The organism is Micromonospora hortensis (assembly GCF_022230935.1).
Classification (GTDB): Bacteria; Actinomycetota; Actinomycetes; order Mycobacteriales; family Micromonosporaceae; genus Micromonospora; species Micromonospora hortensis.
On sequence record NZ_JAKKFE010000016.1, the window covers coordinates 38,613 to 64,041 of the forward strand.

At 72.0% G+C, this 25,429-nt stretch carries 19 protein-coding genes; 12 read left to right on the top strand and 7 right to left on the bottom strand.

Annotated elements, in window-relative coordinates; genetic code table 11:
• Positions 1-92 precede the first annotated feature (92 nt).
• Genes NIE111_RS12340 through NIE111_RS12350 form a run of 3 tightly spaced genes read left to right on the top strand, consistent with a single transcriptional unit; the run spans position 93 to position 2,627 of the window.
• A complete protein-coding gene (locus tag NIE111_RS12340) occupies positions 93-1,700 on the top strand; it encodes an AMP-binding protein (protein ID WP_238684534.1) in 1,608 nt (535 codons plus the stop codon).
• Positions 1,690-1,944 carry a glutaredoxin family protein gene (locus tag NIE111_RS12345; protein WP_030490173.1) on the top strand — a complete coding sequence of 85 codons (255 nt, stop codon included), beginning with the start codon at positions 1,690-1,692 and terminating at the stop codon, positions 1,942-1,944. The genes NIE111_RS12340 and NIE111_RS12345 overlap by 11 nt, the downstream gene beginning before the upstream one ends.
• Positions 1,945-1,964: 20 nt before the next feature.
• The gene (locus NIE111_RS12350; protein WP_238684535.1) at positions 1,965-2,627 is read left to right on the top strand and encodes an HAD family hydrolase; all 663 of its coding nucleotides are present in this window, start codon (positions 1,965-1,967) and stop codon (positions 2,625-2,627) included.
• Here the strand turns inward: NIE111_RS12350 and NIE111_RS12355 are convergent.
• Both NIE111_RS12355 and NIE111_RS12360 read right to left on the bottom strand, forming a co-directional pair.
• Positions 2,608-3,261, bottom strand: coding sequence for a response regulator transcription factor (locus NIE111_RS12355; RefSeq protein ID WP_030329744.1), 654 nt, complete (start codon positions 3,259-3,261; stop codon positions 2,608-2,610). The genes NIE111_RS12350 and NIE111_RS12355 overlap by 20 nt on opposite strands.
• Positions 3,262-3,373: 112 nt before the next feature.
• On the bottom strand, positions 3,374-4,678 hold the full coding sequence (locus NIE111_RS12360) for a sensor histidine kinase (protein WP_238684536.1): 1,305 nt from the start codon (positions 4,676-4,678) through the stop codon (positions 3,374-3,376).
• A 490-nt stretch (positions 4,679-5,168) separates the two neighbouring features.
• Between NIE111_RS12360 and NIE111_RS12365 the strand changes: the two genes are divergently transcribed.
• The 6 genes from NIE111_RS12365 (at position 5,169) to NIE111_RS12390 (ending at position 11,984) form a co-directional block, all read left to right on the top strand.
• Positions 5,169-5,939, top strand: a complete 771-nt coding sequence (locus tag NIE111_RS12365) for a redox-sensing transcriptional repressor Rex (RefSeq protein WP_091402715.1) — start codon at positions 5,169-5,171, stop codon at positions 5,937-5,939.
• Positions 5,936-7,333 carry a glutamyl-tRNA reductase gene (locus NIE111_RS12370; protein WP_238684537.1) on the top strand — a complete coding sequence of 466 codons (1,398 nt, stop codon included), beginning with the start codon at positions 5,936-5,938 and terminating at the stop codon, positions 7,331-7,333. The genes NIE111_RS12365 and NIE111_RS12370 overlap by 4 nt, the downstream gene beginning before the upstream one ends.
• The gene (gene hemC, locus NIE111_RS12375) at positions 7,330-8,298 is read left to right on the top strand and encodes a hydroxymethylbilane synthase (RefSeq protein ID WP_238684538.1); all 969 of its coding nucleotides are present in this window, start codon (positions 7,330-7,332) and stop codon (positions 8,296-8,298) included. Before NIE111_RS12370 ends, hemC begins: the two co-directional genes overlap by 4 nt.
• Positions 8,295-9,875, top strand: coding sequence for a bifunctional uroporphyrinogen-III C-methyltransferase/uroporphyrinogen-III synthase (locus NIE111_RS12380; protein WP_238684539.1), 1,581 nt, complete (start codon positions 8,295-8,297; stop codon positions 9,873-9,875). Before hemC ends, NIE111_RS12380 begins: the two co-directional genes overlap by 4 nt.
• 19 nt (positions 9,876-9,894) lie before the next feature.
• Positions 9,895-10,878: a porphobilinogen synthase gene (gene hemB, locus NIE111_RS12385; RefSeq protein WP_238684540.1), complete on the top strand. Its 984-nt coding sequence runs from the start codon at positions 9,895-9,897 to the stop codon at positions 10,876-10,878.
• Between the two features lie 530 nt (positions 10,879-11,408).
• Positions 11,409-11,984: a helix-turn-helix transcriptional regulator gene (locus NIE111_RS12390; protein WP_238684541.1), complete on the top strand. Its 576-nt coding sequence runs from the start codon at positions 11,409-11,411 to the stop codon at positions 11,982-11,984.
• A 66-nt stretch (positions 11,985-12,050) separates the two neighbouring features.
• Here the strand turns inward: NIE111_RS12390 and NIE111_RS12395 are convergent, their stop codons facing one another.
• The 3 genes from NIE111_RS12395 to NIE111_RS12405 form a co-directional block, all read right to left on the bottom strand.
• On the bottom strand, positions 12,051-15,329 hold the full coding sequence (locus NIE111_RS12395) for a lamin tail domain-containing protein (protein ID WP_238684542.1): 3,279 nt from the start codon (positions 15,327-15,329) through the stop codon (positions 12,051-12,053).
• A 91-nt stretch (positions 15,330-15,420) separates the two neighbouring features.
• Positions 15,421-16,437 (bottom strand): GNAT family N-acetyltransferase, encoded by a 1,017-nt coding sequence (locus NIE111_RS12400; RefSeq protein ID WP_238684596.1) that lies wholly within the window; start codon positions 16,435-16,437, stop codon positions 15,421-15,423.
• A gap of 72 nt (positions 16,438-16,509) precedes the next feature.
• On the bottom strand, positions 16,510-17,958 hold the full coding sequence (locus NIE111_RS12405; RefSeq protein WP_274531015.1) for a lytic transglycosylase domain-containing protein: 1,449 nt from the start codon (positions 17,956-17,958) through the stop codon (positions 16,510-16,512).
• 37 nt (positions 17,959-17,995) lie between these two features.
• On the opposite strand from NIE111_RS12405, the gene NIE111_RS12410 reads away from it, so the two are divergent.
• Positions 17,996-18,211: an FmdB family zinc ribbon protein gene (locus NIE111_RS12410; RefSeq protein ID WP_238666924.1), complete on the top strand. Its 216-nt coding sequence runs from the start codon at positions 17,996-17,998 to the stop codon at positions 18,209-18,211.
• A 152-nt stretch (positions 18,212-18,363) separates the two neighbouring features.
• Entirely contained in the window at positions 18,364-21,204 is a 2,841-nt protein-coding gene (locus NIE111_RS12415; protein ID WP_238684543.1) for an ATP-binding protein, read from the top strand.
• A 131-nt stretch (positions 21,205-21,335) separates the two neighbouring features.
• Here NIE111_RS12415 and NIE111_RS12420 read toward each other — a convergent pair whose 3' ends face one another.
• Entirely contained in the window at positions 21,336-21,872 is a 537-nt protein-coding gene (locus NIE111_RS12420; RefSeq protein ID WP_238684544.1) for a phospholipase, read from the bottom strand.
• A 179-nt stretch (positions 21,873-22,051) separates the two neighbouring features.
• Complete coding sequence (locus NIE111_RS12425) at positions 22,052-23,707, bottom strand: glycoside hydrolase family 10-like protein (protein ID WP_238684545.1); 1,656 nt, start codon at positions 23,705-23,707, stop codon at positions 22,052-22,054.
• A gap of 235 nt (positions 23,708-23,942) precedes the next feature.
• Here NIE111_RS12425 and NIE111_RS12430 point away from each other — a divergent pair, with 235 nt between their 5' ends.
• Positions 23,943-25,412, top strand: coding sequence for an amino acid permease (locus NIE111_RS12430; protein ID WP_238684546.1), 1,470 nt, complete (start codon positions 23,943-23,945; stop codon positions 25,410-25,412).
• Positions 25,413-25,429 lie beyond the last annotated feature (17 nt).

The following is a 25,429-nucleotide window of genomic DNA, read 5'->3' on the forward strand; positions in this document are numbered from 1 at the left end:
CGTACATGGGACTGTCGCGGTGTCGTCTCCCGCCCGTGGCCCCGCCCATCGGGCGTGGCCCGTCGCCGTCCGCTGTGCCAGACTCGATCACCGTGCAGGACGCCTCGGAAAGCCCCGCGCCGAACCTCGCCGACCGGGTCCGCCGGGCGGCTCTCGACAGCGCCGACCGGCCCGCGCTGCACTGGCGTGAGCACACACTGAGCTGGTCCGAACTGGACGCCGCGGTGGACGCCGCCGCCCACGGCCTGTCCGCCGCCGCGCCTCCCACCGACCCCGCCGGTACGCCGCCACGCGTCGCCATCGCGCTGCCCAACACACCGGACTTCGTGATCGCCTGGCTCGGCGCCCTCCGCGCCGGGCTGGTCACAGTGCCCGTCAACCCCGGCCTCACCGCCCCGGAGCTACGGCACGTGCTGGCCGACTCCGGCGCGTCGGTGCTCATCGCCACCGACCACGTTCGAGGGCTGGTCGCCGACGTGGCCGCCGAGCTGCCCGCGCTCGCCTCGGTGTACGGCACGCCACCGACCGCCGAGGCGCCCGGACCGGCACCCCGCCCGCGACGCGGCGGCTTCGACCTGGCTGTACTGCTCTACACCTCCGGCACCGAGGGGCGACCCAAGGGGGCGATGCTGTCGCACCAGGCGCTGCTCGCCAACCACGAACAGGTCGCGGAGATCAAGCCGCCGGTGGTCGGGCCGACCGACACTGTTCTTCTGGCGTTGCCGCTGTTCCACGCGTACGGGCTCAACTCGGGGCTCGGTGCTGTCGTGCACCACGGCGCGACCGGCGTGCTAATTGACGAGCCGGGCCCGACGGCAGGGCTGGACGAGGTCGCGCGGCACCGGGTCAGCGTGCTGGTCGGCGTACCGTCGATGTTCCTGACCTGGGCCGGCGCGGCCACGGCCCGCGCGGCGACCGCGTCGGTGCGGGTGGCGGTGTGCGGCGCGGCACCCCTCGAACCCGCTGTCGCGGCGCGCTTCACGGAGGTCACCGGGCATCAGGTGCACATCGGGTACGGCCTCACCGAGACCGCGCCGGTGCTCACCTCCACCCTGGTCGGCGGCGTGGCTAAGCCGGGTTCGATCGGCCGGCCGCTGCCCGGGGTGCGGCTACGCCTGGTCGGCGCCGACGGGGCGGACCTGTGGCGCGACGGGCTGGCCGTCCCCGACGACGACCCGGACGAGCTGGACATCTCCGACGTGGCGCCGGGCACCGACCCGGGGCAGATCGTGGTGTCCGGCCCCAACCTCTTCACCGGTTACTGGCCCGACGGTCGGGGCGGCCCGGACGCCGACGGCTGGTGGGGCACCGGAGACATCGCCTACGCCGACGAGGACGGGGACCTCTTCCTGGTCGACCGGCTCGGCGAGTTGATCCTGGTCAACGGGTTCAACGTCTATCCGCACGAGGTCGAGCTGGTGCTCGCCGGGCACCCCGGGGTGGTCGAGTCGGCGGTACTGGGTGTGCCGCACCCGCGGACCGGCGAGACTGTGCGGGCGTACGTGGTGCCGGCGCAGGGCCGACCGGTGACCAGCGAGGAGTTGCTCGCCCACTGCGCACGGAACCTGGCCCGCTTCAAGTGCCCGACCGCTGTCGAGTTCGTCGACGCCCTGCCGCACTCGGCGATCGGCAAGGTACGCAAGACCCAACTCCGGTCGGCGACGCCGACCGACTGCACGGAGGTAACCGATGGCCAGTGACGCCCGACTCGCCCTGATCACCCGACCCGGCTGCCACCTGTGCGACGACGCCAAGGCGGCGCTCGACCGGGTGGTAGCGGTCACCGGCGACAAGTGGGTCGAGTGGGACGTCACCGGCGACGAGGGTCTGGAGCGGGAGTACGGGGACCGGCTGCCGGTGGTGATGCTCGACGGCAAGGAGCACGGCTACTGGCGGGTCGAGGAAGACCGGCTGCTGCGGGACCTGACCACGCCGCAGCTCTGACAGGTGCCTATGGTGCTCTGATGACCTCTGCGCACCCGCACCTCGTCTGGGACTGGAACGGCACCCTGCTCAACGACCTCAGCCTGGTGGTGTCCGCCACCAACGTCGTGTTCGCGAGCCTGGGTGGGCCGACGGTCACCTCGGACGAGCACCGGGTGCGGTTCCGCCGGCCGATCGCCGAGTACTACGCCGAGGTGCTCGGGCAGGCAGTGGACGACGACGAGTTCGGCCGACTGGACAAGATCTTCCACGACGCGTACCGCACCGGGTTGACCACCTGCGAGCTGGCCGCCGACGCGCGCGACGCGATGGCTGCCTGGCCGGGCAGCCAGAGCCTGCTGTCCATGTGGTTCCACGAGGAGCTAGTCCCGACAGTGCACACGTACGGGTTGACCGGCCACTTCACCCGCGTCGACGGGCTGCGGGCCACTGTCGGCGGCGGCTACAAGGCCGAGTCGCTCCAGGTGCACCTGGCCGAACTGGGCGTGGACGGCGCCTCGGTGGTGCTGATCGGTGACTCCATCGACGACGCGGACGCGGCGCTCGCTGTGGGTGGCCGTGCCGTCCTCTACACCGGCGGGTTCACCGACCCGGCTCGGCTGCGCGCCTCCGGTCACCCGGTGGCCGACACCCTCACCGACGCGGTGGCCCTGGCCCGGGAGGTCAGTTCCGCAGATAGGTGAGGACGGCCAGCACCCGCCGGTGCTGTTCGGTGTCCGGCGGCAGGGTGAGCTTGGTGAAGATGTTGCGCACGTGCTTCTCCACCGCGCCGTCGCTGACCACCAGGGCGCGCGCGATGGCGGTGTTCGAACGTCCCTCGGCCATCAGGGCGAGCACCTCACGCTCGCGGGGGGTCAGCTCGCGCAGCGGGTCGTCGCGGCGACGTCGGGCGAAGAGCTGACCCACCACCTCCGGGTCGAGCACAGTGCCGCCGCCCGCCACCCGCCGCAGCGCGTCCAGGAACTCGTCGATCGCTGCCACCCGGTCCTTGAGCAGGTAGCCGATCCCACCACCGGCGCCGCCGGTGGTGGCGAGCAGATCATCGGCGTACGACACCTCGACGTACTGGGAGAGCACCAGGATCGGGGTACGCGGCACCAGCCGGCGGGCCTCCACCGCAGCCCGCAGCCCCTCGTCGGTGTGCGACGGCGGCATCCGGACGTCGACGATCGACACGTCGGGCCGGTGCTCGACCACCGCCTCGACCAAGGCGTCACCGTCCCCGACGGCGGCCACCACCTGGTGCCCGCTCTCGGTCAGCAGTCGGACCAGCCCCTCCCGGAGCAGGACGGCGTCGTCCGCGATCACGATGCGCATTGCTGTGTTGTCTACCACGTCCTGCCCGTGGTGGGGGTGCGGCGCGGGACTGATCACAGCATCTCCGTTGGTCGCGGCTGCGGGGCTCGCAAACCCGGCTCACTCCTCGCGCTCACAGGGGAAGCTCGGCGCGGATCTCGGTGGGACCGCCGGTCGGGCTGACCACCACCAGTTCGCCACCGGCGGCCCGGACCCGGTCGGCGATGCCCGCCAGCCCGTGCCCCTTGGCCAGGTGCGCGCCGCCCTGCCCGTCGTCGCCCACCCGCACCTTCAGATGGGCGCCCTTACGGGCCACGGCCACCGTGGCCTCGGTGGCCCGGCTGTGCTTGGCGACGTTTGTCAGCGCCTCGGACACCACGAAGTACGCGGTGTTCTCCACCGCCGGGTCGAGCCGCCCGGCCGGGGTGCCGAGCTGCGGGTCCACCTGAAGCTCGATCGGAATCAGCCCGCGGCCGGCGATCGCGGCCAGAGCGCTGGGCAGGCCCCTGTCGACCAGGATCGGCGGCGCGATGCCCCGGGACAGCGCCCGCAGCTCGGCCAGCGTGTCCCGGGTCTGGGTGACCGCCTCGTCGATGGTGCGACCGGCCGCCTCCGGGTCCGAGGCGAGCTGCATCCGGGCCCGGCTGAGATCCATCGCCAGCCGGACCAGGCGCTGCTGGGGGCCGTCGTGGATGTCACGTTCCAGCCGGCGTAGCGCGGAGGCCTCGGCGGAAACGGCCGCCCGCTTCTGCTCCTCCAGCACTGTGATCCGGTCGCGCATCTCGGCCACCCCGGTCAGCATCGCCTTGGCGAAGCTGGCCTGGAGCAGCGCGCAACCCCGCACCACGATCGGCAGGGTGATCAGGAAGAACACCCCGAGCGCGGTGTAGAGGCCGATCCGGGCGGTGGTCGAGTCGCCGAGGCCGAGCAGCTGCGCCAGATCCTGATCCCCCTCGCCGTCGGCCCGGGGCAGGGCCCAGTCGTACGCCCAGTAGAGCGAGCCGGCGATCGCCGCGGCCCACCAGGACAGCGTCACCACGAAGGTGCCCGCCGCCGCGATCAGCCGCAGGATGCCGTGCGCCAGGTCGAGCCAGGACTGGGCGTCCCGCATCGGCACGAAGATCCGCCGCCAGGCGTTCGCGCCCGCCTCCGGCAGCCGGTAGTGCGGCCGGATCCGGGGCTGGTGGAGCACGGCGGGCAGCCGCAGCCGCTCGACGTCGGCCAGCCCACGGGCGGTGTAGAGGGTGCCGCTGAGGATCGGCAGGCCGATCACGGTGACCACCAGGCCGATGCCGACCGCGAGGCCGACGACGAGGACGACGAAGCTGGCCAGCGCCAGGGGCAGGCCGAGCAGCACGTACCCGGAGTCGACGAAGAGCTGGCGGGGGATGCTCGGTGCCAGCGTCGGTCGGTCGCTGGTGGCGGCAACGGCGGTCATGCTCAAAGGCTAGGCATCTGGGCTCGGTGTCCCCATCCCGAAACCCCGCCTCTCCTCCGTAGTGCTGCCCCTACCCCACCCCCCACCCCCGCACCCCGCCCCCCGCCGCCGCCCCGATCCCGTCGATCTTGCAGTTGCTGTTGGGGATTTGCCCGGGTACGGGGGAAAGGCGGGGACAGCAAGTGCAAGATCGCGGGACCTGGCGGTGGCGCACGCAGGGCCGGCGCGGGATTGGTCAGAGAAGTCGGGATTGAGCAATAATCGCCCGGGCGGCGAGCGGACCAGGCCGTTCAATCGATCTTGTGGAATGGAGGGGCTGGTGAGGTCGCGCCACGCAGCGACAAGATCGCGATTTGTGCACGTCTTCACAAGCGCCTACGCTGTGACTCCGACGCGCCCTGCTAGCACAGCCGGCAACCTCGGTCGCCAGCGGGAGTCCACAAACGGCCGACCAGCGGAGTTGGCCGAGGATCGCACCGCACGGAGTCTCATGAGTCAGCACCGTCACCCAGGCGCGCCCGGCCGCGCCGGTGCCGTACCGGCGCTCCCGGATCTGCCCGAGGCGACCGTCGCTCGGCTCCCGGAGTACCTGCGCGCGCTGCACAACCTCGCCGACGCCGGGCACGAGACGGTCTCCAGCGAGGGTCTCTCCGCAGCCGCCGGGGTCAACTCCGCCAAGCTCCGCAAGGACCTCTCCCACCTCGGCTCGTACGGCACCCGGGGCGTCGGTTACGACGTCGCTCTGCTGATCGAGCAGATCGAGTATGTGCTCGGGCTCACCCAACGTCGGGCGGTCGCGCTGGTCGGCGTGGGTAATCTCGGTCACGCTCTGGCCGGCTACGACGGCTTCGCCAGCCGGGGCTTCCGGATCGCCGCACTGCTCGACGCCGATCCCTCCCGGGTCGGTGAGGAGATCAACGGCCTGGTAGTCCGGCATGTTGACGACCTGCCGACGGTCGCCGCGGAGGAATCCCTCGCGATCGGCGTGATCGCCACCCCGGCCGCCGCCGCCCAGCAGGTCGCCGACCAACTGGTCGCCGTCGGCGTGACGAGCATCCTCAACTTCGCGCCGTGCGTACTCTCGGTTCCGGAGGGGGTCGACGTGCGCAAGGTCGACCTCGCCATCGAGCTGCAGATTCTGTCCTTCCACGAGCACCGCAAGGCGTCGCTGACCGCGCTGCCCGCCACCGGCGGGACCGCTCTCACCGCCCTGCCGGGCGGGTTCGCGGCCACCGACACCCAGGAGGCGATAGGCACGTGAAACTGCTCGTCGTCGGCGCGTCCTACCGGACCGCCCCGGTCGCCACGCTGGAGCAGCTGGCAGTGCCCCCCGCCGACCTGACCCGCACACTGGACCGCCTGGTCGCCCAGCCGTACGTGGCCGAGGCGGTGATCGTCTCCACCTGCAACCGGGTGGAGGTCTACGCCGCCGTGTCCGGTTTCCACGGTGGGCTCGGCGACGTCTGCGCCGTCCTGGCCGAGCAGGCCGGCAGCTCGCCGACCGCGCTCGCCAGCCACCTGTACGTGCACTACGACACCGCGGCCGTCGACCATGTCTTCCGGGTCGCCACCGGTCTGGACTCGATGGTGGTGGGCGAGGCGCAGATCCTCGGCCAACTGCGTGACGCGTACCACTGGGCCACCGGCGCCGACTCGGCCGGCCGGCTGCTGCACGAGCTGATGCAGCAGGCGTTGCGGGTCGGCAAGCGGGCCCACGCCGAGACCGGCATCGACCGGGCCGGCCAGAGCGTCGTCACCGCCGCCCTGGAACTGGCCGCCGGGCACCTCGACGGCGACCTCGTCGGCCACCCGGCCCTGGTGGTCGGCGCCGGTGCGATGGGTTCGCTCGGGGTGGCCACGCTGTCCCGGCTGGGCGCCGGGCCGCTCACCGTCAGCAACCGGGGCGCCGACCGGGCCGTCCGGCTCGCCGAGTCGTACGGGGCGAGCGCCGCGCCGATGACCGAGCTGGCCGACACCCTCTCCACAGTGGACATCGTAGTGGCCGCCACCGCGTCCACCGAACCGGTCCTCACCCGGTCGGTGGTCACCGCGGCGCTGGCCGACCGCGACCCGTCCCGGGGCCCGCTGGTCCTGCTCGACCTGGCCGTTCCGCGCGACGTCGAGGAGGGCGTCGCCGAGCTGACCGGCGTCGAGGTGATCGACATCGACCGGATGGCGACGCTGCTCGCCGACGGTCCGGCGGCTGCCGACGCCGCTGCCGTCGAACGCATCGTCCTCAGCGAGGTGGAGGGCTTCCTCACCTGGCTGCGCGGTGCCGACGTGGCACCCACAGTGGCAGCGCTGCGCGGCCGGGCCGACGACGTGGTCACCGCCGAGCTGCGCCGACTGGCCCAGCGCCGTCCCGACCTCGGCGACGACCTGCGGGCCGAGGTGGCCCGCACTGTGCACCGGGTCGTGCAGCGGCTGCTGCACCAGCCCACCGTCAAGGTCCGCCAGTTGGCCGCGGAGCCCGGCGGCGACCAGTACGCGGCACTGCTGCGCGAGCTGTTCGACCTCGAGGTGCCGCAGACCTCGCCGGTGGACACCGTCCCGGACGTGCTGACCCCCGACCTCGGCATGGCGCTCCCCGGCACCGACCCGGTGTCCGGAGCCGACGCCGCCGAGCCCACCCCACCCACCGGAGGTGCGCGATGACCGCCCCCCTGCGCCTCGGCACCCGGGGCAGCGCCCTGGCGATGGCCCAGTCCGGCCAGGTCGCCGAGGCGGTGACCGCCGCCACCGGGCGCCCCGTCGAGCTGGTGGAGGTCGTCACCGCAGGCGACCGCTCCAACGCGCCGGTGCACCGGCTGGGCGTCGGGGTCTTCGTCTCCGCCCTGCGCGACGCGCTGACCGCCGGCACGATCGACTTCGCGGTGCACTCGTACAAGGATCTGCCCACGGCCGCCGCCGGTGGGCTGCACATCGCGGCGGTGCCGGCCCGGCAGGACCCGCGCGACGCGTTGGTGGCCCGCGACGGCCGAACGCTCGCCGAGTTGCCGCCCGGGGCCACAGTGGGCACCGGCGCGCTGCGTCGGATCGCCCAGTTGCACGCCCTCGGCCTGCAACTGGAGGTCACCCCGATCCGCGGCAACGTCGACACCCGCCTGGCGCGGGTGCTCGGCCCCGAGGCCGACCTCGACGCCGTCGTCCTGGCCCGGGCCGGCCTGGCCCGACTCGGCCGGCTGGACGTGATCACCGAGTCGCTGGACCCGATGCTCATGCTGCCCGCTCCCGCTCAGGGCGCGTTGGCCGTGGAGTGCCGGGTCGACGAACAGGACCTGGTCGAGCTGCTCGCCGTGCTCGACCACGCACCGTCGCGTGCCGCGGTCACCGCGGAACGTGCGTTTCTGGCAACCCTGGAGGCCGGGTGCAGCGCACCCGTCGCCGCCTATGCCGAGCTCGCCGAAGGCGAGACCGGCGATGAGATCTACCTGCGCGGGGCGGTGATCAGCCCGGACGGTACTCGTGACCTCCGGCTGTCCCGCACCGGAACGCCCGCCGACGCGGCGGAGATCGGTAAGGCACTCGCCGCCGAACTCCTCGAGCTCGGCGCCGACTCGATCCTCGGCCACGAAGGACACACCGGCCCGGGGACCCAGCAATTTGGGAGCACAGAATGACCCGCACCCGTAAGCCCGTCGGCCGTATCGCGTTCGTCGGGGCTGGCCCCGGTGACCCGGGCCTGCTGACCCGTCGGGCCCACGACGCCCTGGTCGACGCCGACCAGGTGATCTACGACCGGGGAGTCCCAGAGTCGTTGCTCACCGTCGTTCGCGCCGAGGCCAGGGACGATGCCGAGTTCACCCCGGCCGAGGGCGCGCCGGGGGACGTGGCGAAGGTGCTGATCTCCGCGGCCCGCTCCGGGCTGAACGCGGTGCACCTGGTCGCCGGCGACCCGTTCGGGCACGACTCGGTGGTCAAGGAGGTGCAGGCGGTGGCCCGCACCGCCGCCCACTTCGAGGTGGTGCCCGGCGTCGGCCAGGCCGAGGGCGTGGCCACCTACGCCGGGGTCCCGCTGCCGGGTGTGCGTACGGCAGCCGACGTCGAGGACGTCAGCGCGCTGGACTTCGAGGCGCTGGCCACGGCCGTCGGCCGGGGTTCGCTCGCGCTCGCCGTGGACGCCGGTGACCTCGCCGCCGTCCGGGACGGGCTGCTCGCCGCCGGGGTCGACGGCACCACCGGCGTCGGGGTGACCGGCGACGGCACCGGCGAGACCCAGTACACGACCACGTCGACAGTGGACAGCTTCGTGGCCGCCGCGCTCGGTTTCACCGGCCGGGTGGTGCTCACCGTCGGTGTCGGCGTGGGGCAGCGCGACAAGCTGAGCTGGTGGGAGAACCGCCCGCTGTACGGCTGGAAGGTGCTCGTACCCCGGACCAAGGAGCAGGCCGGCGCGATGAGCGCCCGGCTGCGCGCGTACGGGGCGATCCCGTGCGAGGTGCCGACCATCGCGGTCGAGCCGCCGCGCACCCCGGCGCAGATGGAGCGGGCGGTCAAGGGTCTGGTCGACGGCCGGTACGCCTGGGTGATCTTCACCTCGGTGAACGCGGTCCGCGCGGTCTGGGAGAAGTTCGCCGAGCACGGTCTCGACGCCCGGCACTTCGGCGGCGTCAAGATCGCCTGCATCGGCGAGGCGACCGCGGACGCGGTCCGCGCGTTCGGCATCCAGCCGGAGCTGATCCCCACCGGGGAGCAGTCCTCGGAGGGCCTGCTGGCCGAGTTCTCGCCGCACGACGAGATCCTCGACCCAGTGGGCCGGGTGCTGCTGCCGCGCGCCGACATCGCCACCGAGACCCTCGCCGCCGGGCTCACCGAGCGCGGCTGGGAGGTCGACGACGTGACCGCGTACCGGACGGTGCGGGCCGCTCCGCCGCCCGCCGAGATCCGCGACGCGATCAAGTCGGGCGGGTTCGACGCGGTGCTCTTCACCTCATCTTCGACCGTGCGCAACCTGGTCGGCATCGCCGGGAAGCCGCACGCCCGGACCGTTGTTGCGGTAATTGGGCCCAAGACGGCGGAGACCGCGACGGAGTTCGGCCTGCGCGTCGACGTCCAGCCGCCGCACGCCTCGGTGCCCGACCTGGTGGAGGCGCTCGCCGCCTACGCCGTCGAGCTGCGGGAGAAGCTGGCCGCCATGCCGGCCAAGCAGCGCCGTGGCTCGAAGGTGCAGGGCCCGACCGCTCTGCGCTTCCGGTAGTCGTTCGAGGAGGCCTGCCATGTCGTACCCCGAGATCCGGCCCCGCCGGCTGCGCCGCAACCCGGCGGTCCGCCGGCTGGTGTCCGAGACCCGGGTCGACCCGGCCGAGCTGGTCGTGCCGATGTTCGTCAAGGAGGGGCTGACCGAGCCCCGGGCCATCGGGTCGCTCCCGGGGGTGCTCCAGCACTCCCGGGACTCGCTGCGCAAGGCGGCGGCCGAGGCGGTCCAGGCCGGTGTCGGTGGGATCATGCTCTTCGGCGTGCCGGAAAAGCGGGACCCGACCGGCTCCGGCGGCATCGATCCGAACGGCATCCTCAACGTCGCCATCCGTGACGTGGTGGCCGAGGTGGGCGACGCCACTGTGGTGATGAGCGACCTGTGCCTCGACGAGTTCACCTCGCACGGGCACTGCGGGCTGCTCACCCCCGACGGTGAGGTCGACAACGACTCGACCCTGGGCGCGTACGCCGAGATGGCGGTGGCCCAGGCCGCCGCCGGGGTCGGCATGGTCGGGCCGTCCGGGATGATGGACGGCCAGGTCGGCGTGGTACGCCGGGCCCTCGACGCCGCCGGCTACCAGGACGTCTCCGTGTTGGCGTACGCGGTGAAGTACGCCTCCGCCTTCTACGGCCCGTTCCGGGAGGCGGTGGAGTCGGCGCTGGAGGGCGACCGGCGCACCTATCAGCAGGACCCGGCGAATCTGCGTGAGTCGCTGCGCGAGGTCGCGTTGGACGTGGCCGAGGGCGCGGACCTGGTGATGGTCAAGCCGGCGCTGCCCTACCTCGACGTGGTGTCGGCGGTGCGGGCCGCGGTGGACGTCCCGGTCGCCGCCTACCAGGTCTCCGGGGAGTACGCGATGGTCGAGGCGGCCGCCGCGAACGGCTGGATCGACCGCGAACGGGTGATGCTGGAGACGCTCACCTCGATCAAGCGGGCCGGCGCGCAGGTCATCCTCACCTACTGGGCCGTCGAGGCCGCCGGCCTGCTCCGCCAGCGCTACTGAGCGGCCCCGCCTACGAGCGCGTCGGCTGAGCGCGCACCCCTCGTGACGTGCGCGCGGCGAAGCGGGCACCGCACGTGGCCGTGACGGCTGGGCTCCCTGCCGCGTCCGGGGGACTCCTGGCCTAGATGCCGTCTCGGCTGGTTGATCGCTGGCCTAGATGCCGTCTCGGCTCGCCGATCCGTGGCCTAGACGCCGTCTCGGCTCGCCGATCCGTGGCCTAGACGCCGTCTCGGCTCGCCGATCCCCGGGCCCGACGCCTCCACCCCAGCCTTTGCTCTGCACCCGCGGATGCGACAGCTACGGAGCGCGACCGGTGCATATCGGGGTGCAGAGCAAAGGCAATGGGTTGGAGATTGAGCTCCTGCTCCCTCGCGCCGAGGGCGTGCTGCTCGATGCCCACGGTTTCGCCGGCCATGTGGAGTCACCCTCCCTACGGTGATGGGCGCTCCGGTTGTCCACAGGTCCTTCCGTTGTCCACAGGCCCGCCAATCGGGACTGCGAGGAACGGAGCTAGCCGGGACGGTGACGGCATGAACGACTCACAAACGCCCCCGGATGCAGGAGCATTCAGCGCCGACAGCAGGATCCTCGACGGTCCGAGCCACAGCATCGCGCTGCGGAAAGTCATACTCAGCGAGCCTCCCGACACCTCATGGCCGGTCGTTGGCATCGTCCGGGCGGTCCGCCGTCACGCCGACCTGAGCCAACGTGAGCTGGCCCGGTGGGCGGGAGTGCACCACGCGACCATCGGCCGCGTCGAGGCCGGTCGGACTGTGCCGAGCATTGAGCTGCTCCGCCGGATAGTCGGGGTCGTCGGATGCCGGCTGGCCGTCGTCGACGAGTTCGGCCGGGTGCTCAGGCCGATGCGGGACTGGGAAGACACGCGCGACGGTGCCGGGCGCCGCTACCCGTCGCACCTGGACACCATCCTCGACCCCGAGCCGGGGGAGTGGTGGGCGGACATCTACGGGCTGGCCCGCCCGCCCGAGACGTTCTACCGCAATCGGGAAGTCCGGGACGCGATGCGGCGGCGCAGCCAATGGGAGGTGCGGGTAGCCAGGCACCGCGGCGATCCGCCGCCACCACAGCTCTGGCGCTACCGCTGACGCGGGATGGACGACGGCCCGCCGCCCCGAGTGGGTTCGGCGGGCCGTCAACGACCACGTCCGTGATCAGTCGTCGTTGGTGATCGTTCCGGTAGCGAGTGGATCAGCCAGCCGTAGGCCGGGCACACCGGCCACCAGCAGCGTCAACTTCTCGTCCGCCTCCCGCTTGCGGTCGCCGCGCACCGACACCGGGAACGCCACCGACGTCTGCCCGGCGGCCAACACCTTGCAGCCGGCGTACGGGTCGAAGTCCGAGCCCGCCTGCGCCGTGAGGCCGACGGTGGCGGCGCAGAGCAGCACCGACTGGGACAGCGGCCGAGACACGGTGGCGGTGAAGGTGAGCTGCCGGGTGCCCTGGTTGCCCTCGACCAACGTCGTGTCGGCGACGGTCAACGACGCCCGGGACCGGAACCGCGCCACCTGCGGGTCGTGGTCACTGGAACCCCGCGACCCGTCGCCGGCGAACTCCGCCGGCCAGTCGGCGTTGACGTGCGCCGCCCGCACCTGCACCAGGTCGTCGTAGAACGCGTCGTTGACGAACAGGTGGTCGAGAGTCTGCGCCTGCCCCTCGAAACTGTACGAGTAGGCCGAGGCCGGCGCGTCCGCGACCAGGTTGTCCCACAGGTTGTGCAGGCCCGCCTCGTAGAGCGGGGCGAGCTGATCCGAGGGAGTGGGCTGGCTACCGGTCGCGATGGGATCGTCCGGGCGGGGGAAGACGTTCAGGTCCCCTCCGTAGACAACTCGGGCGGTCTGGTCGGCCGCCTCGATCGCGGTGACGATCGCTGCCCCGTAACGCGCCTGCTCCCGCCGCTGCCCTACCCTGCTGTCCGGGCCGGAGGAGTAGTGGTTGCTGAGGGCGTACAGGGTGAACCGTTCGGTCGAGCCGGGCGCTGCGGCCACGCTGAACTTGCCCAACTGCGGGGCACGGGTGAAGACGTTGCTCCCGTCCCGACCGGTCGAGGTGTCCACATCCGACGGCAACACCGCATTGAGGGCCTTCGGGTTCTGCACGTCCGCGTTGGCCGGCAAGCCCGCAGAGCGGTACTGAACGGTCGGCGCCGAGCCCAGCAGCGGGTCGTCCGCCGCCGCGGCCGCCAACGACACCCGGTCCGTGCGGTACAGGAAGGCCGCGGTGATACCGCGGGCGTCCGCGCCGGTCCGGTCATAGGCGGCGGCGTACGCGGGCCCACCGGCCGCCGCGACAGTGAGCGCCAACTCCTGGATGCTGTCCGGAGCGCCATCGGCGTTGTTGGTGTCGCCGCAGCTCAGCGCCGCCCCGGAGATCGTGCAGATGTCCTGGTCCTCGGCCTCCTGCACCAGGATCAGGTCCGGTGCGTGCAGATCCTTGACGATCTGGTCGGCGAGCGCGGCCAGTTGCTCGCGGTACTCCGCCTCACTGCCCGGGACGTAGTCGAACGGCGGGGCGACCCCCACGCAGCCGGCGTTACCGGCGAAGTCGCAGCCGTCGAACGGATCGTCGCGGTAGTCGTACAGGTTCTCCACGTTGTAGGTGGCCACTGCCACCTCCTGCGACCGGTCGGCAGGCTTCGGCGGGTTGTTCCTCGACGGGTCGGCCCCGGCGGCGAACTCCGCCCGCTCGACCTGGACGCCGTACTTCTCGAACGAGTAGTAGACCCCGCCCACCGCGTCCGCCCGCAGCGTGTCGAAGGTGTGCGCAGGCGGGAGCAGCGCGGCGCTGTCCCCGGCGGTGGCCTTCACTCCCATGCTGCCGAGCAGCGTCCGCTGGCCGTTGCCGTCGTCGAAGCGGCGAATCGGGTCGTTGTCCAGCGGGTGCGAATCACGGAAGACCCGCCGGGAGTACGGGTCGGCGCGGTCCAGCAGCGGATCGTCGCGGTCGATCACCCACAGCTCCGCGTCGGCAGTGGAGGAGAAGACGTCCCGGCCGCTCACCGCGCCGCTGCCCGCGCGTACCCGCATCCGGGAGCCCTCGTGCCGCTCCCAGAAGCGTTGCGCGTCGGTCAGCACGGCCGGTGGCACCGCGTCGGTCACCGCGACAGCGGTGTCCACGGCCAGCCCACCGCCGATCCGGCGGACCAGCGACGCGCCAGAGAGCTGGGTGAAGTTGTAGTACTCCGACACCCGGGCCCGCAGCACCACCTCGTCGCCGACCGTCGGCACGTAACCGCCGATCAGCGACGTGAACGTGCCCATGAACACGAAGATGCCGTCGGAGCTGGTCGGGTCACCGTCGGTGTCACCAACGCGGCTCTGCAGGAAGAAGCCGTGCTGCTCCGCCCCGGCCGAGGTGCGGGCCAGGGTCAACTGCGTGATCACGCCGCGTACGTCGTACAGGGTGCTGCTCGTGCCGTTGCCGCTCGCCGGCGCGAGCGGTGACCGGTCGCTCGGACCAGACTCGGTGTCGGTGGTCGGACCCTGCACCTCGCCGACGGTCAACTCCCGGGTCACCTGCACGGCCAGCGCGCAGCTCGCGGTGCCACCGCCCGCGTCGGTAGTGGCGAGGGTGACGGTGTACGCCCCGGCGGCGAGGTCGGCGCTCACGCCGACAGTGGCGCGGGCGGTGCCGCCCACCCCGTCGGCGGGGGTGAAATCGGTACGGGTTATCGAGCCGGATGTCGGGCTCGGGCTGACCGCGGTCACCGCCAGGTCGACGATCGTGTCATCGGGGTCGGTGGCGCTCACCTCGCGGCTCGCAGCCGTGCCGGCGGCGGTGACCAGCGGCCCGCCGCAGGTCAGCGTGGCCGGCACGTCGACCGGGCCACCGCCGTCCACCGTGTGCGCGCCCAGCCCGTCGAACGTGTCGACGGGGAAGCCGGCCCACTGTGCGGCGGGGTCGAACGCGTCCGACGGGTCGGTGTCACCCACGGCCGCGCTCGGCAACCGGCGCACTGTGTTATCGGCAGTGCTGGTGACGCCCGCGCCCCACTCGGTGCCCGGGTCGACGCCCACCTGGCCGATCGAGTCGAGCACCGTGGTGCCCCGGCGCAGCACTATCGCGTCATCACCGTTGAAGAGGCTCGCCCCGGTGGTCTGGTCGGCCTGGGCGAGGATGGCGGCCCCAGCCGAGGCGCTGGCGAACACGAACGCGTCACCGGCCGCCACGCTGCCGGTCAGGGCGATAGTGGTGGCCGTGGTGGAGCCGTTGAAGTAGAGCTGCAACTGGTAGCCACCGGCCGCCAGGTCGACGGCGGCGCCCGTGCCGTTGAACAGCTCGATCGCCTTGTTGTTCGACGAACCCTCGACGTACTCCGAGATGAACAGGTCGGTGGGCGCGGCGCTGGCCGCGGTGGGTGCGACGCCGAGCGCCGTGACGGTCACGGCGGCGGTGGCGGTCGCGAGCGCGGCGATTGAGCGGCGCGGGCGCATAGGGCCTCCACGATGGGTGGATGGGGTCAACGCACGTTAAGGTGCGCGACTGTCCACCGTCCATCCCCTAATGGACAGTTTCGTGAATTCCTCAGCGTGGCGGATCGAGGCGGTGCACCAGCTCAGCGACGTCCACGCTGTATTCGCACCAGTCCCGGTCGGTGCGGTAGCCCAGCTCCGCATTGACCTTCAACATCGCCTCGTTGGCCTGCGCGTTCCAGGTCTGCACCTCGATCAGCTCCGGCTCGGCGGAGCGCAACTCCAGCAGCATCCGGGCCTTGATCGCCCGATCGATGCCGTAGCCCCGGTGATCCTGCGCGACGATCGTGTCGTACTGGTCGGCGCGGGTCGGGTGCTGCGCCGGCACCACCACCTCGGTCAGGCCGGCCACCTCGCCGGTCTGCTCGTGGCGGGCGAGCACGATGTAGGGCTTCATGCCCCGCCGGTGCAGCGTGTCGAGGCTGTCCCGCAGCCGCTCCGGGTCGTAGGAGCTGGGGCGCAGCTCACCGTCGTCGACGTCGCGCACCTCGGCCTTGGCCCGCGCGTACGCCTCGATCAGGTCGTCCGGGGGCCCGCCGGGGAAGAACTCCAGCTGGTAGCCCGCCCCGATGCCGGTGGCCATCTCGGCCAGCTCGGCCCAGTCCACCGCCGTCAGGTCGAGCACGCTGCGCGTCTCCACGTACTCGCGGTTGAAGCCGAGCGACTCGTAGAAACCGACCGCCGGTGTGTCGCCGACAACCTCGACCCCGATCGACCGGAAGCCCTCCTGATAGACCCGGCGCGCGGCGAGCAGCACCAGGTCACGGCCGAGGCCGGTGCGCCGGGCGGACGGGTGCACCAGCACCTCGAGCACGCCGATGTCACCCAGAAGGAGTACGTGCACCTGGCCGAGCACCGCGCCCGTGTCGCCCGGGGCGGTCGGCTCGCCCTGTGCGATCCAGGAGATCCGCCGCTCGCCGGGCATCACCTCGGCGAGGTATTCCCGCAGCGAAGCCTCCCGCCAGGGCGGATCCTGCGGCAGGTCGGCCGCCAGGACCGCATTCAGCGTGGCCAACAGCGACGCGATCTCGGCGGACGACGCGGTCCTGGGGTCCCACTCGCGCACCATCACCCGTCTAGCTTGCCGCTAACAGAGGCCCGGGGGAAGTGTCCAGTTCTCCAACGTATCGAGACGATCACTTCACGACCGACTGGCCCGTCCGTACCGGTTCGCGGTGTCGTAGACGTCCTGGGCGTACCGCCGTACGTCGTTGTAGGAGAGGATCGCGTTCCACCAGTCGCCCGCAATGCTCAGGTTTCGACCGCCCTTGCAGAGGTAGTTTCCCGCTGCCAGGGCCGCGTCGTCCAGGTCGTGCGGGTCCTTGCGGCCGTCGTTGTCCGCGTCCGCGCCGATCTCCTGCCAGGTGGTCGGGATGAACTGCATCGGCCCGATGGCCCGGTCGAGGATCGGGTCCTCGTCCAGCGACCCACGGTCGGTGTCGATGATCCGCATCCGACCCTCCTTCCCGTCCAGCGGCAGCCCGATGATGTTGGGCACCGCCTTGCCGTCCTGCCCCAACCGCGCGCCGTTGGCCGAGCCGTGCCCCGATTCGACCTGACCGATCGCGGCCAGCGTGGTCCAGCTCAGCGCACAGCTGCGGTTGGTCTGGGAGAGCACCAGCTCGGCGTAGCCGTACGCCTGCATGGCGACCGCCGGGACACCGACCTTGGCGCCGACCTGCTGCGCCCAGCCGGTCAGGGCGTCCGACGGTCGGCCACCGATCACCGACCCGGTCGGCAGCCCGTTGCCGGGCAACCCGCCGGAGGGCAGCGGGAGGGTCGGCAGCGGCCCGGTGGGCAGCGGGCTGGTCGGCAGGCCGGACGGCATCCCAGGCGCTGCCACCCCGCTCGGCGTGGCCGAGGCGTCGACAGCGACCGGGCGCGGTGAGCGGATCGCGGCCGGTACGAGCAGCGCTCCCGCCGCGGCGGTCGCGGCCACCAGCGCCAGCAGGAAGACGCCGGGCAGTGTCAACCGACCACTCGGCCGGCGCGCCCAGGCGCGGGTCGCCTGGGCCGCGGCGGCCGCTGCCCGGCGCGGCGGCAGACGAATCGCGTGCGCGAACTGCACCCGCCGGCGGCGGGCCGGGTCGGACGCCGGCACGACCGGGATCTCATCCACAGTGGTCTTCGCCGGATCCGCGGCACCGGTCTTCGCGTCGTCAGCGGGCGTGTCGACGCTCGACGCGCCGGCCGCCTTCGGCGCGGCCGGGCCGCTGGCGCTGCCCGCCTCCGGTTCCTCAGTTTTCGCGTCGTCAGCCTTGGGGGCGTCGGCCTTGACGATGTCGGTTTTCTGATCCTCGGGTTTCGCAGCCTCGGTCTCGAGGTCCTCGGTCTTAGCGGTCTCGGCCTTCGCGGAGGGCTTCGCCGCTGGCGGAGCCGGCGTGGTGGCCGGTGGCGTGGTGGCCGGTGGCGTGGTCGGCGCGCCCGCGGAACGCCCGCTCAGCCAGGGGCGGCGGGGGCGTGGCACCTTGCGCACCGGGTCGGGCGCGGCCCCTGAGCCTTCGAGCGGCCCGTCCAGCGGTGCGGCCGGTCGTAACGGTTGCACACGCGTGTCGTCCTCGCCGTCCACCACCTGTCGAGTATCACCCATGCTCCGCGAGCCGTCAGATCCACGTACCCTGGGTGGCATGCCCCGGTACGAGTTCCGCTGCCGCGCCTGCGGCGACACCTTCGAGGTCAACCGTTCGATGGCGGCGGCCGGTGAGCCGGCCAGCTGCCCTCAGGGACACGCCGACACGGTCAAGCTTCTTTCCGCAGTCGCGGTCACCGGTCGCAGCGGTGGCGCCGGTGGTGCCCCGGCGCCCGCCGCAGGTGGCTGCTGCGGCGGCGCCTGCGGCTGCTGATCGGACCAATTCGCCGCCGCCTGTTGGGCTGGCCTTGCCGGGAGCGGGCCCGAGTGGCACGTTGAGGCGGCACTTGCCCGACCGTTCTCACGATGTGTGATCGTTCGGACTCAGGCAGCATGAACCCGACGTCACGGGCGGAGGTTCCTCGCATGTCGCCACGGATCCAGCTCCCGAGCGGTTGGGTGACCTTCGTATTCACCGATATTGAGGGCTCGACCCGGCTGGCTCAACTACTCGGCCCTGACTACCGCCCGGTGCTCGCCGAGCATCGCCGGCTGCTGCGCCGCACGCTGGCCAGCACCGGCGGCGCGGAGCTGCTGACCGAGGGCGACTCGTTCTTCCTGGCCTTCGAGGAAGCGACAGCGGCGATGACCGCCTGCCTGACCGCCCAGCGGGCACTGTCCAGCCACGACTGGCCCACCCCCGAGGCCGCGCCCCGGGTGCGGATGGGCCTGCACACCGGCTATGCCGAGCCACGCGACGGCGAGTACGCCAGCCCCGAGGTGCACCGGGCCGCCCGGGTGGCGGCCGCCGCGCACGGCGGGCAGGTGCTCTGCACGGCGTCCACCGCCCGTCGGGCCGAGCCGATGCCGCCGGGTGCGACCCTGCTCGACCTGGGCCTGCACCGCCTGCGCGGCTTCGACGACCGGGAACGACTGTTCCAACTGGTCGCGCCGGGTCTGGAGCGGCAGTTCCCTCGGCCCCGCACCGCCGACGCGGTGGCGCACAACCTGCCCACCCAGGTCACATCGTTTGTCGGCCGGCAGACCGAGCGCATCGAGCTGGGCCTGCTGGTGCGTCAGCACCGCCTGGTCACCGTGCTGGGCGCCGGTGGCGCGGGCAAGACCCGGCTTGCGGTGGAGTTGGCCAGCGGAGTTGTCGAGGCGTACCCGGACGGGGTCTGGTTCGTCGACATCGCCTCGGTGACCGACCCCGGGCTGGTGGCGTTCGCCATCGCCGCCGTGCTCGGCCTGCGTCCCGAGCCCGGTCGGCCGATGCTGGACACCCTCGTCGAGTACGCGGCCGGCCGTCGGATGCTTGTCGTACTGGACACGTGCGACACCCAACCGGCCGCCTGTGCCGAGGTGATCGCGCGGCTGCTGTCCGGCGGTGGCGGCGTACGGGTGCTGGCCACCAGTCGTGAGTCGTTCAGCCTGCCCGGCGAGGTGGTGTGGCGGATTCCGCCGCTCTCGGTCGACCCACGCGCGGACGGTGCGGAGAGCGATGCGGTGGCGCTGCTGCTGGACCGTACGGCGGCGGCTCGCGGTGGTCGGCAGCCCGACCCGGCCGAGTCCGCCGACCTGCGTCGGGTCGTGCAGCGGTTGGACGGCCTGCCGCTCGCCATCGAGCTGGCCGCCGCCCGGCTGCGGGTGCTCTCCGTCGGTCAGCTCGCCGAGCGGCTGGACGACGTCCTCGGCACCCTGGACGCCGGCCGGGAGGACCCGGATCCGCCGCCGGTGGAGCGCGGCTGGTCCGGCAACCAGCAGGACACCGTGGACCTGGTCGCCGCGGCGGCCGGGGCGTCACCGCCCACCCCGGCGAGTCGGGCGGTGCAGCGCTCGGCCACCGAACGGCATCTGACCATGCAGGCCACAGTCACCTGGTCCTACCGGACGTTGGGGCCTCGGGCCGCCCGCCTGCTGCGGTGGCTGGCGGTCTTCACCGCCCCGGTGGATCTGGAGACGGTGGAGTGGCTGCTGGGTGACGATCCGCTGGACCCGCTCTCGGTCCTGGTGGACAAGTCGATGGTGTTGGCCGAGCCGCGTGCCGCCGGCAGCACCTACCGGATGCTCGACCCCATTCGGGCGTACGCGGCGCGTCGGTTGGCCGAGGCGGGCGAGGAGCAGGCCGCTCGGAACCGGCACGTGGCCTGGTCGGCGCACGCGTTGGACCGCGCCCACCTGGGCCAGGACGGTCGGCCCGTGACGCTGTCGTTGTATGCCCTCGATCCACTGGCGGGTGAGCTGCGAGCCGCGCTGCGGTGGTGCGCCACCGGCGGCAGCGCCCGTGCCGGCCTCGGTCTGGCGGGTGGGCTGGACCAGTGGTGGCTGGAGCGGGGCCTGGCCCGCGAGGGGCGGCTGTGGCTGTTCCGGCTGTACGGACGGATCGCGGAGACGGGGGAGCGGATCCCGGAGGCGGAGCTGGCGGCGGCGTACCACATGCATTCGCTGCATGCCAGCGCCGACGGCGAGTTCGCCGAGGAGCTGCGCTACTCCCAGCGGGCGGAGGCAGCGGCCCGGCAGGCCGGCGACGCCGGGTTGTTGGCCCGGGTACTCGCCGGCAGGGCCGCGCCGCTGGTCGACATGGGGCAGTTCGTCGAGGCCGAGCGGGTGTGCCGGGAGGTCATCGACTGGGCGCACGGGCAGGACGTGGTCGGCGAGGCGCTGTTCGCGGTCTTCAGCCTGGCCGAGCTGCTCTGGCGGCGGGGCGCCCTGGAGGAGGCTGCGGAGTTGCTGGGCGCGGTGCGTCCGGTGGAGGCGGCCCGGCCCGTGGAGCGGGGCCGGCGTTCGGTGGACATGCTGCTCGGCATGGTCGCGCTGGCCCGTGGCGACGTGATCGCCGCACACGAGCATCTGCTGGTGGCGCTGCGCTCCCGGATGGGCCACGGCTACCACGGGCGGGCCTGCGACACCTTGAACGCGATCGCGGTGCGTTGCGCGATCGGTGGGGAGCGGTTGACCGCCGCCCGCCTGTTCGGGGCCGCGCAGGCCACCCGGGCGAGCATGCGTGCCACCCCCGGCATCTTCGGCGGTTACTGGGCCGAGCAGCAGGGGGAGTTGCGCGCCGTGCTGGGCGACGCGGCCTTCGACGACGCGTACGGCGAGGGTGCGGAGCTGGGGCTGGACGAGGCTGCGGCGCTGGCACTCGACGTGGAACACCCGGACCTGGCTGCGGACTCGACCCGCTTCAGCACCGGCCTGTCCCAACCAACCCCCCGTCGTCCCGCCGACCCCGACCGTCACCCAGCCACAAGAACCGAACGCGCCTAACCCACCCACCCCACCCCTGCCCTCCCACCCCCGCCCTGCCCCGCCCCCCACCCTTGTTGATCAAGAGATTTGCGTCAGGAAACGCGCTCCCGATGACCGAAACCTCTTGATCAACGCGGGTGGGTGGGGGGTTAGCGGGGGGCGGCGTTGGCTTCGGCTTGGGCCTTCATTCGGGCGGCGCGGTCGATGTCGGCCTGCTGGACGGCCGCTACCGATCCGAAGATGCTGACCGCCTGGTAGTAGGTCCAGGCCAGGCTGTAGCAGGCCGGCCGGACGACCGAGTTGTACGTGGTGCAGACGCGCTTCAGGTCTTCGTAGAAGGCGCTGTCGAGGCGGGACTTGTTGGCGGAGAACTGGCCGACCGCCTTGTAGTTGCGGTAGCCGAAGTCGTGCCGGTAGCAGCCCAGGTTGAAGGTGAAGCCGAGCGGGTTGTCCGGGCTGGACGAGCAGTAGTCGGTGGACCAGTTGAAGTTGTACTCGGCCCAGGGTGCCCGGTTGACCCGGGCGCTGTTCCACGAGTTGTAGCTGGACGCGCTGGTCTGGGTCCAACTGGACAGCACGGAGAGTCGTTGGGCGGGGGTGACGGCGGCGGCGGGGGAGGCGATGGCGAGGGTGGCGAGCAGCGCTAACGCGCCCGAGGCGATCAGGGTGGTGAGACGTCGGGGCACTGGTTACCTCCGCGGGGGTGGGCGGGTTGGGACGGAAGTTACCGGCGGGTTACCGGATGTCGATGAGTGTCGATCAGCTGATCAACTAGGCGGTATGCGCATCGCCAACTATTGGTGACATACGTTGAAACAGACGAATGCCCCGGACGCGCGAGGCGGCCGGGGCATTCGCAGAAGCGTCAGCGCAGGGCGAACGCCGGCGGGCTGGCGGGGCTCTCGTTTGCCGACCGGTCCAGTGCGGTCAGCTGGTAGGTGTAGCGCCGGCCGGGCTCGGCCGACGTGTCCACCCAGGACTGGACGTTGCCGGGCGTGGCCCGGACGGTGGCGACCAGGTGCGCGGCGTCGGCAGTGGCGCACCGGCCGGGCAGCGTGGTGCCGTCGAACCGGTAGATCGCGTACGAGGTGGCGGTGCCGAGCGGGCCGACGCCGTCGGCGGGTTGCCGCCAGGTGAGCCGGACCCCGTCGGCCTGCCGGGTCGCCTTGCTGACCACCGGGAAGAGCAGCGGCCGGGCCGGCAGGTGGGGCATGGTCGGCACCAGCGCCGGGCGGGAGTAGTGCTCGCCCGCGTAGATGTCGGTGGCGCCGAGGCGGTTGGCCCGCACCTGCACCGCTGAGAAGTGCACGTTGCCCCGCACCTCCGGGTACGACCGGTTGAGCGTCAGGTGGTCGGACAGCTCACGCGGGTTCTGCCAGTACGGCCCGTACGCCGGGTCGCCGCTCTTGTAGTCGGCCTGACCGATGTAGAGCTGCACGCGGGTGCCGCGCACCGTCTCGGCCCACCACGGCACGAGGCGCGCGTAGTCGGCGGCCGGGTACTGGCCGATGTACCAGTAGAGCTGCGGCACCACGTAGTCGATCCACTCCTGCTTGATCCACGTGCGGGTGTCGGCGGAGATGATGTCGTACGACTGGCTGCCGGTGGTGTCCGAACCGAGCGGGTCGGCGGTCTTGTTGCGCCAGATGCCGAACGGACTGACGCCGAACTTCACCCACGGCTTCGCCGCCTTGATCTTGCCGTTCATCTCCTGGATCAGCAGGTTGATGTTGTCCCGCCGCCAGTCGGCCCGGTCGGTGAAGCCCCGGTTGTGGGCCGCGAAGGTCGCCTCGTCCGGCACCTGGTAGGTGCCGCTGGGGTAGGGGTAGAAGTAGTCGTCGAAGTGGACGCCGTCGATGTCGTACCGCTTGACGGCGTCCATCATGGCGGTCTGGACGAACTCGCGGACCTCGGGAATCCCGGGGTTGTAGTAGAGCCGGCTGCCGGCCACGCCGGCCGGTGGGTAGGCGAAGGTCCAGTCGGGGTGCTGCTGGGCCGGGTGGCCGGGGGCGAGCCGCGTCAGGTCGGCGCCGGCGCCGCCGGGGGCGGGCATGGAGACGCGGTACGGGTTGAACCAGGCGTGGAACTCGAGGTTCCGCTTGTGCGACTCGTCGACTAGGAAGGCCAGCGGGTCCCAGCCCGGGTCCTGGCCGCGTACCCCGGTCAGGTACTCCGACCAGGGCTCGTACGGCGAGGGCCAGAGCGCGTCGGCGGTGGGCCGGACCTGCACCACGACGGCGTTGTGGTGCAGGCGCCCGGCCAGGTCGAGCAGCTCGCGGTACTCGGCCTGCTGGGCCGCGACCCGGTCCGGGTGGGTCTGGGACGCCTTGCTGGGCCAGTCGATGTTGACCACCGACGAGATCCACATGGCCCGGAACTGCCGTTTCGGGGTGGCCGGGTCGGTGGCGCAGGTGGTGGTGCTGTCGGCCGCGCTGGGTGCGGCGCTCGCGGGGGTGGCGGTGACGAACGTGCCGAGCAGTGCTGCGACCAGCCCGGCGACTCCGAATCGGGTCAATTTCATGCGGTCTGTCCCTTCGTTGGGGCTCCCGGATGTTTCGCGCGGTGCGCGGCAAGATTCGCCGTCGATGTCCGCGTTGCTGGTAGGAAATTTTCACAATCTGGCCACCGCCGCAAGAGTTCGTGGTTGACCAATCGCGCCGGTGGGTAGCAACGGCGGTCACCGGCCGCCACGGAGGTGGTCGCACGGTGGGAGGGGTGACCGGGTGTCCGTGCTGCGCACAAAACCAATCAAGGACGTGATAGCCCAAGGTGAGGCGGACGGCAGCGACGGCCAGCTGGGGCTGAAGCGACGGCTCGGCGCGGTCGACCTCACCGGCTTCGGCATCGGCATCGTGATCGGCACCGGCATCTTCACCCTCACCGGGATCGAGGCCCGGGACAGCGCCGGGCCGGGCGTGGTGATCTCCTTCGCCATTGCCGGCGTGGTGGCCCTGCTCGCCGCCCTCTGCTACGCCGAGCTGGCGTCCAGCGTGCCGACCGCCGGCAGCGCCTACACCTACGCGTACGCCACGATGGGCGAGATCGTCGCCTGGATCATCGGCTGGGACCTGCTGCTGGAGTTCGCGCTCGGCGCCGCAGTGGTGGCCCGAGGCTGGTCCGGCTACCTCGCCGAACTGCTCGACCTGCCGACCCGCTGGTTCGGCGAGGAGGGCAGCACCGTCAACGTGGGCGCCATCGCCATCGTGCTGATCCTCGGCATCGTGGCGATCGTCGGCATCCGCGAATCCGCCCGGATCACCAACCTGCTGGTGCTGGTCAAGGTGGCCATCTGCGTCTTCGTGGTGGTAGCCGGGCTGTTCTTCGTCAAGGCCGCCAACCTCACCCCGTTCATCCCGCCGGCCGAGCCCGCCGGGAGTGGCGACGACGGCATCAAGCAGCCGGTCACGCAGGCGCTCTTCGGGCTGGAGCCGTCGGTCTTCGGCTTCGTCGGGGTGCTCAGCGCCGCCGCGGTGGTCTTCTTCGCGTACACCGGCTTCGAGGCCGTGGCCAACCTGGGCGAGGAGACGCGCAAGCCCAAGCGGGACCTCACCCTGGGTCTGCTCGGCACGCTGCTGATCTCCACGGTTCTCTACATCGGCGTTTCGCTGGTGGTGGTCGGGATGGTGCCGTACACCGAGATCGACCGGGGCGCCCCGATCGCGTCGGCCTTCGAGTCGGTCGGCGCGGGCTGGGCGGCCGTGCTGGTCTCCATCGCCGCGGTCGCGGGCCTGACCAGCGTCATCCTGGTCGACCTGGTGGCGATGGGCCGGATCGGCTTCGCCATCGCCCGGGACGGGTTGATCCCGCCCTCGATCGCGAAGGTGCACCCGCGCTGGGGCACCCCGTACCGGATCTCGGCGATCATGACGGTGGCGGTCGCGCTGCTGGCCGGCTTCCTGCCGCTGTCCGCGCTGGCCGACCTGGTCAGCATCGGCGCGCTCTGCGCGTTCGTCCTCGTGTCGGTGGCGGTGCCGATCCTGCGTCGCAAGCGGCCCGACCTGGAGCGGCCGTTCCGGGTGCCGTTCTCACCGGTGCTGCCGATCGTCTCGGCGTTGGCCTGTTTCTACCTGATGCTCAACCTGTCGGTGGAGACCTGGCTGCGGTTCCTGGCGTGGATGCTGCTCGGCGCGTTGATCTACTTCGGCTACGGCCACCGCCGCAACCGGCTGGCCCAGCACGAGCCCGCCGTCGCCCCGTCGCCTCGGGAGCCGAGCGCCGACAGCTGATTCGACGGGACAGGGAA

Excerpts from the sequence above, each read along its gene's own strand:
- NIE111_RS12345 (WP_030490173.1), top strand. The coding sequence starts at position 1,690 with ATGGCCAGTGACGCCCGACTCGCCCTGATCACCCGACCCGGCTGCCAC.
- NIE111_RS12350 (WP_238684535.1), top strand. The coding sequence starts at position 1,965 with ATGACCTCTGCGCACCCGCACCTCGTCTGGGACTGGAACGGCACCCTG.
- NIE111_RS12355 (WP_030329744.1), bottom strand. The coding sequence starts at position 3,261 with ATGCGCATCGTGATCGCGGACGACGCCGTCCTGCTCCGGGAGGGGCTG.
- NIE111_RS12360 (WP_238684536.1), bottom strand. The coding sequence starts at position 4,678 with ATGACCGCCGTTGCCGCCACCAGCGACCGACCGACGCTGGCACCGAGC.
- NIE111_RS12365 (WP_091402715.1), top strand. The coding sequence starts at position 5,169 with ATGAGTCAGCACCGTCACCCAGGCGCGCCCGGCCGCGCCGGTGCCGTA.
- hemC (WP_238684538.1), top strand. The coding sequence starts at position 7,330 with ATGACCGCCCCCCTGCGCCTCGGCACCCGGGGCAGCGCCCTGGCGATG.
- NIE111_RS12380 (WP_238684539.1), top strand. The coding sequence starts at position 8,295 with ATGACCCGCACCCGTAAGCCCGTCGGCCGTATCGCGTTCGTCGGGGCT.
- hemB (WP_238684540.1), top strand. The coding sequence starts at position 9,895 with ATGTCGTACCCCGAGATCCGGCCCCGCCGGCTGCGCCGCAACCCGGCG.
- NIE111_RS12390 (WP_238684541.1), top strand. The coding sequence starts at position 11,409 with ATGAACGACTCACAAACGCCCCCGGATGCAGGAGCATTCAGCGCCGAC.
- NIE111_RS12395 (WP_238684542.1), bottom strand. The coding sequence starts at position 15,329 with ATGCGCCCGCGCCGCTCAATCGCCGCGCTCGCGACCGCCACCGCCGCC.
- NIE111_RS12400 (WP_238684596.1), bottom strand. The coding sequence starts at position 16,437 with ATGGTGCGCGAGTGGGACCCCAGGACCGCGTCGTCCGCCGAGATCGCG.
- NIE111_RS12405 (WP_274531015.1), bottom strand. The coding sequence starts at position 17,958 with ATGGGTGATACTCGACAGGTGGTGGACGGCGAGGACGACACGCGTGTG.
- NIE111_RS12410 (WP_238666924.1), top strand. The coding sequence starts at position 17,996 with ATGCCCCGGTACGAGTTCCGCTGCCGCGCCTGCGGCGACACCTTCGAG.
- NIE111_RS12415 (WP_238684543.1), top strand. The coding sequence starts at position 18,364 with ATGTCGCCACGGATCCAGCTCCCGAGCGGTTGGGTGACCTTCGTATTC.
- NIE111_RS12425 (WP_238684545.1), bottom strand. The coding sequence starts at position 23,707 with ATGAAATTGACCCGATTCGGAGTCGCCGGGCTGGTCGCAGCACTGCTC.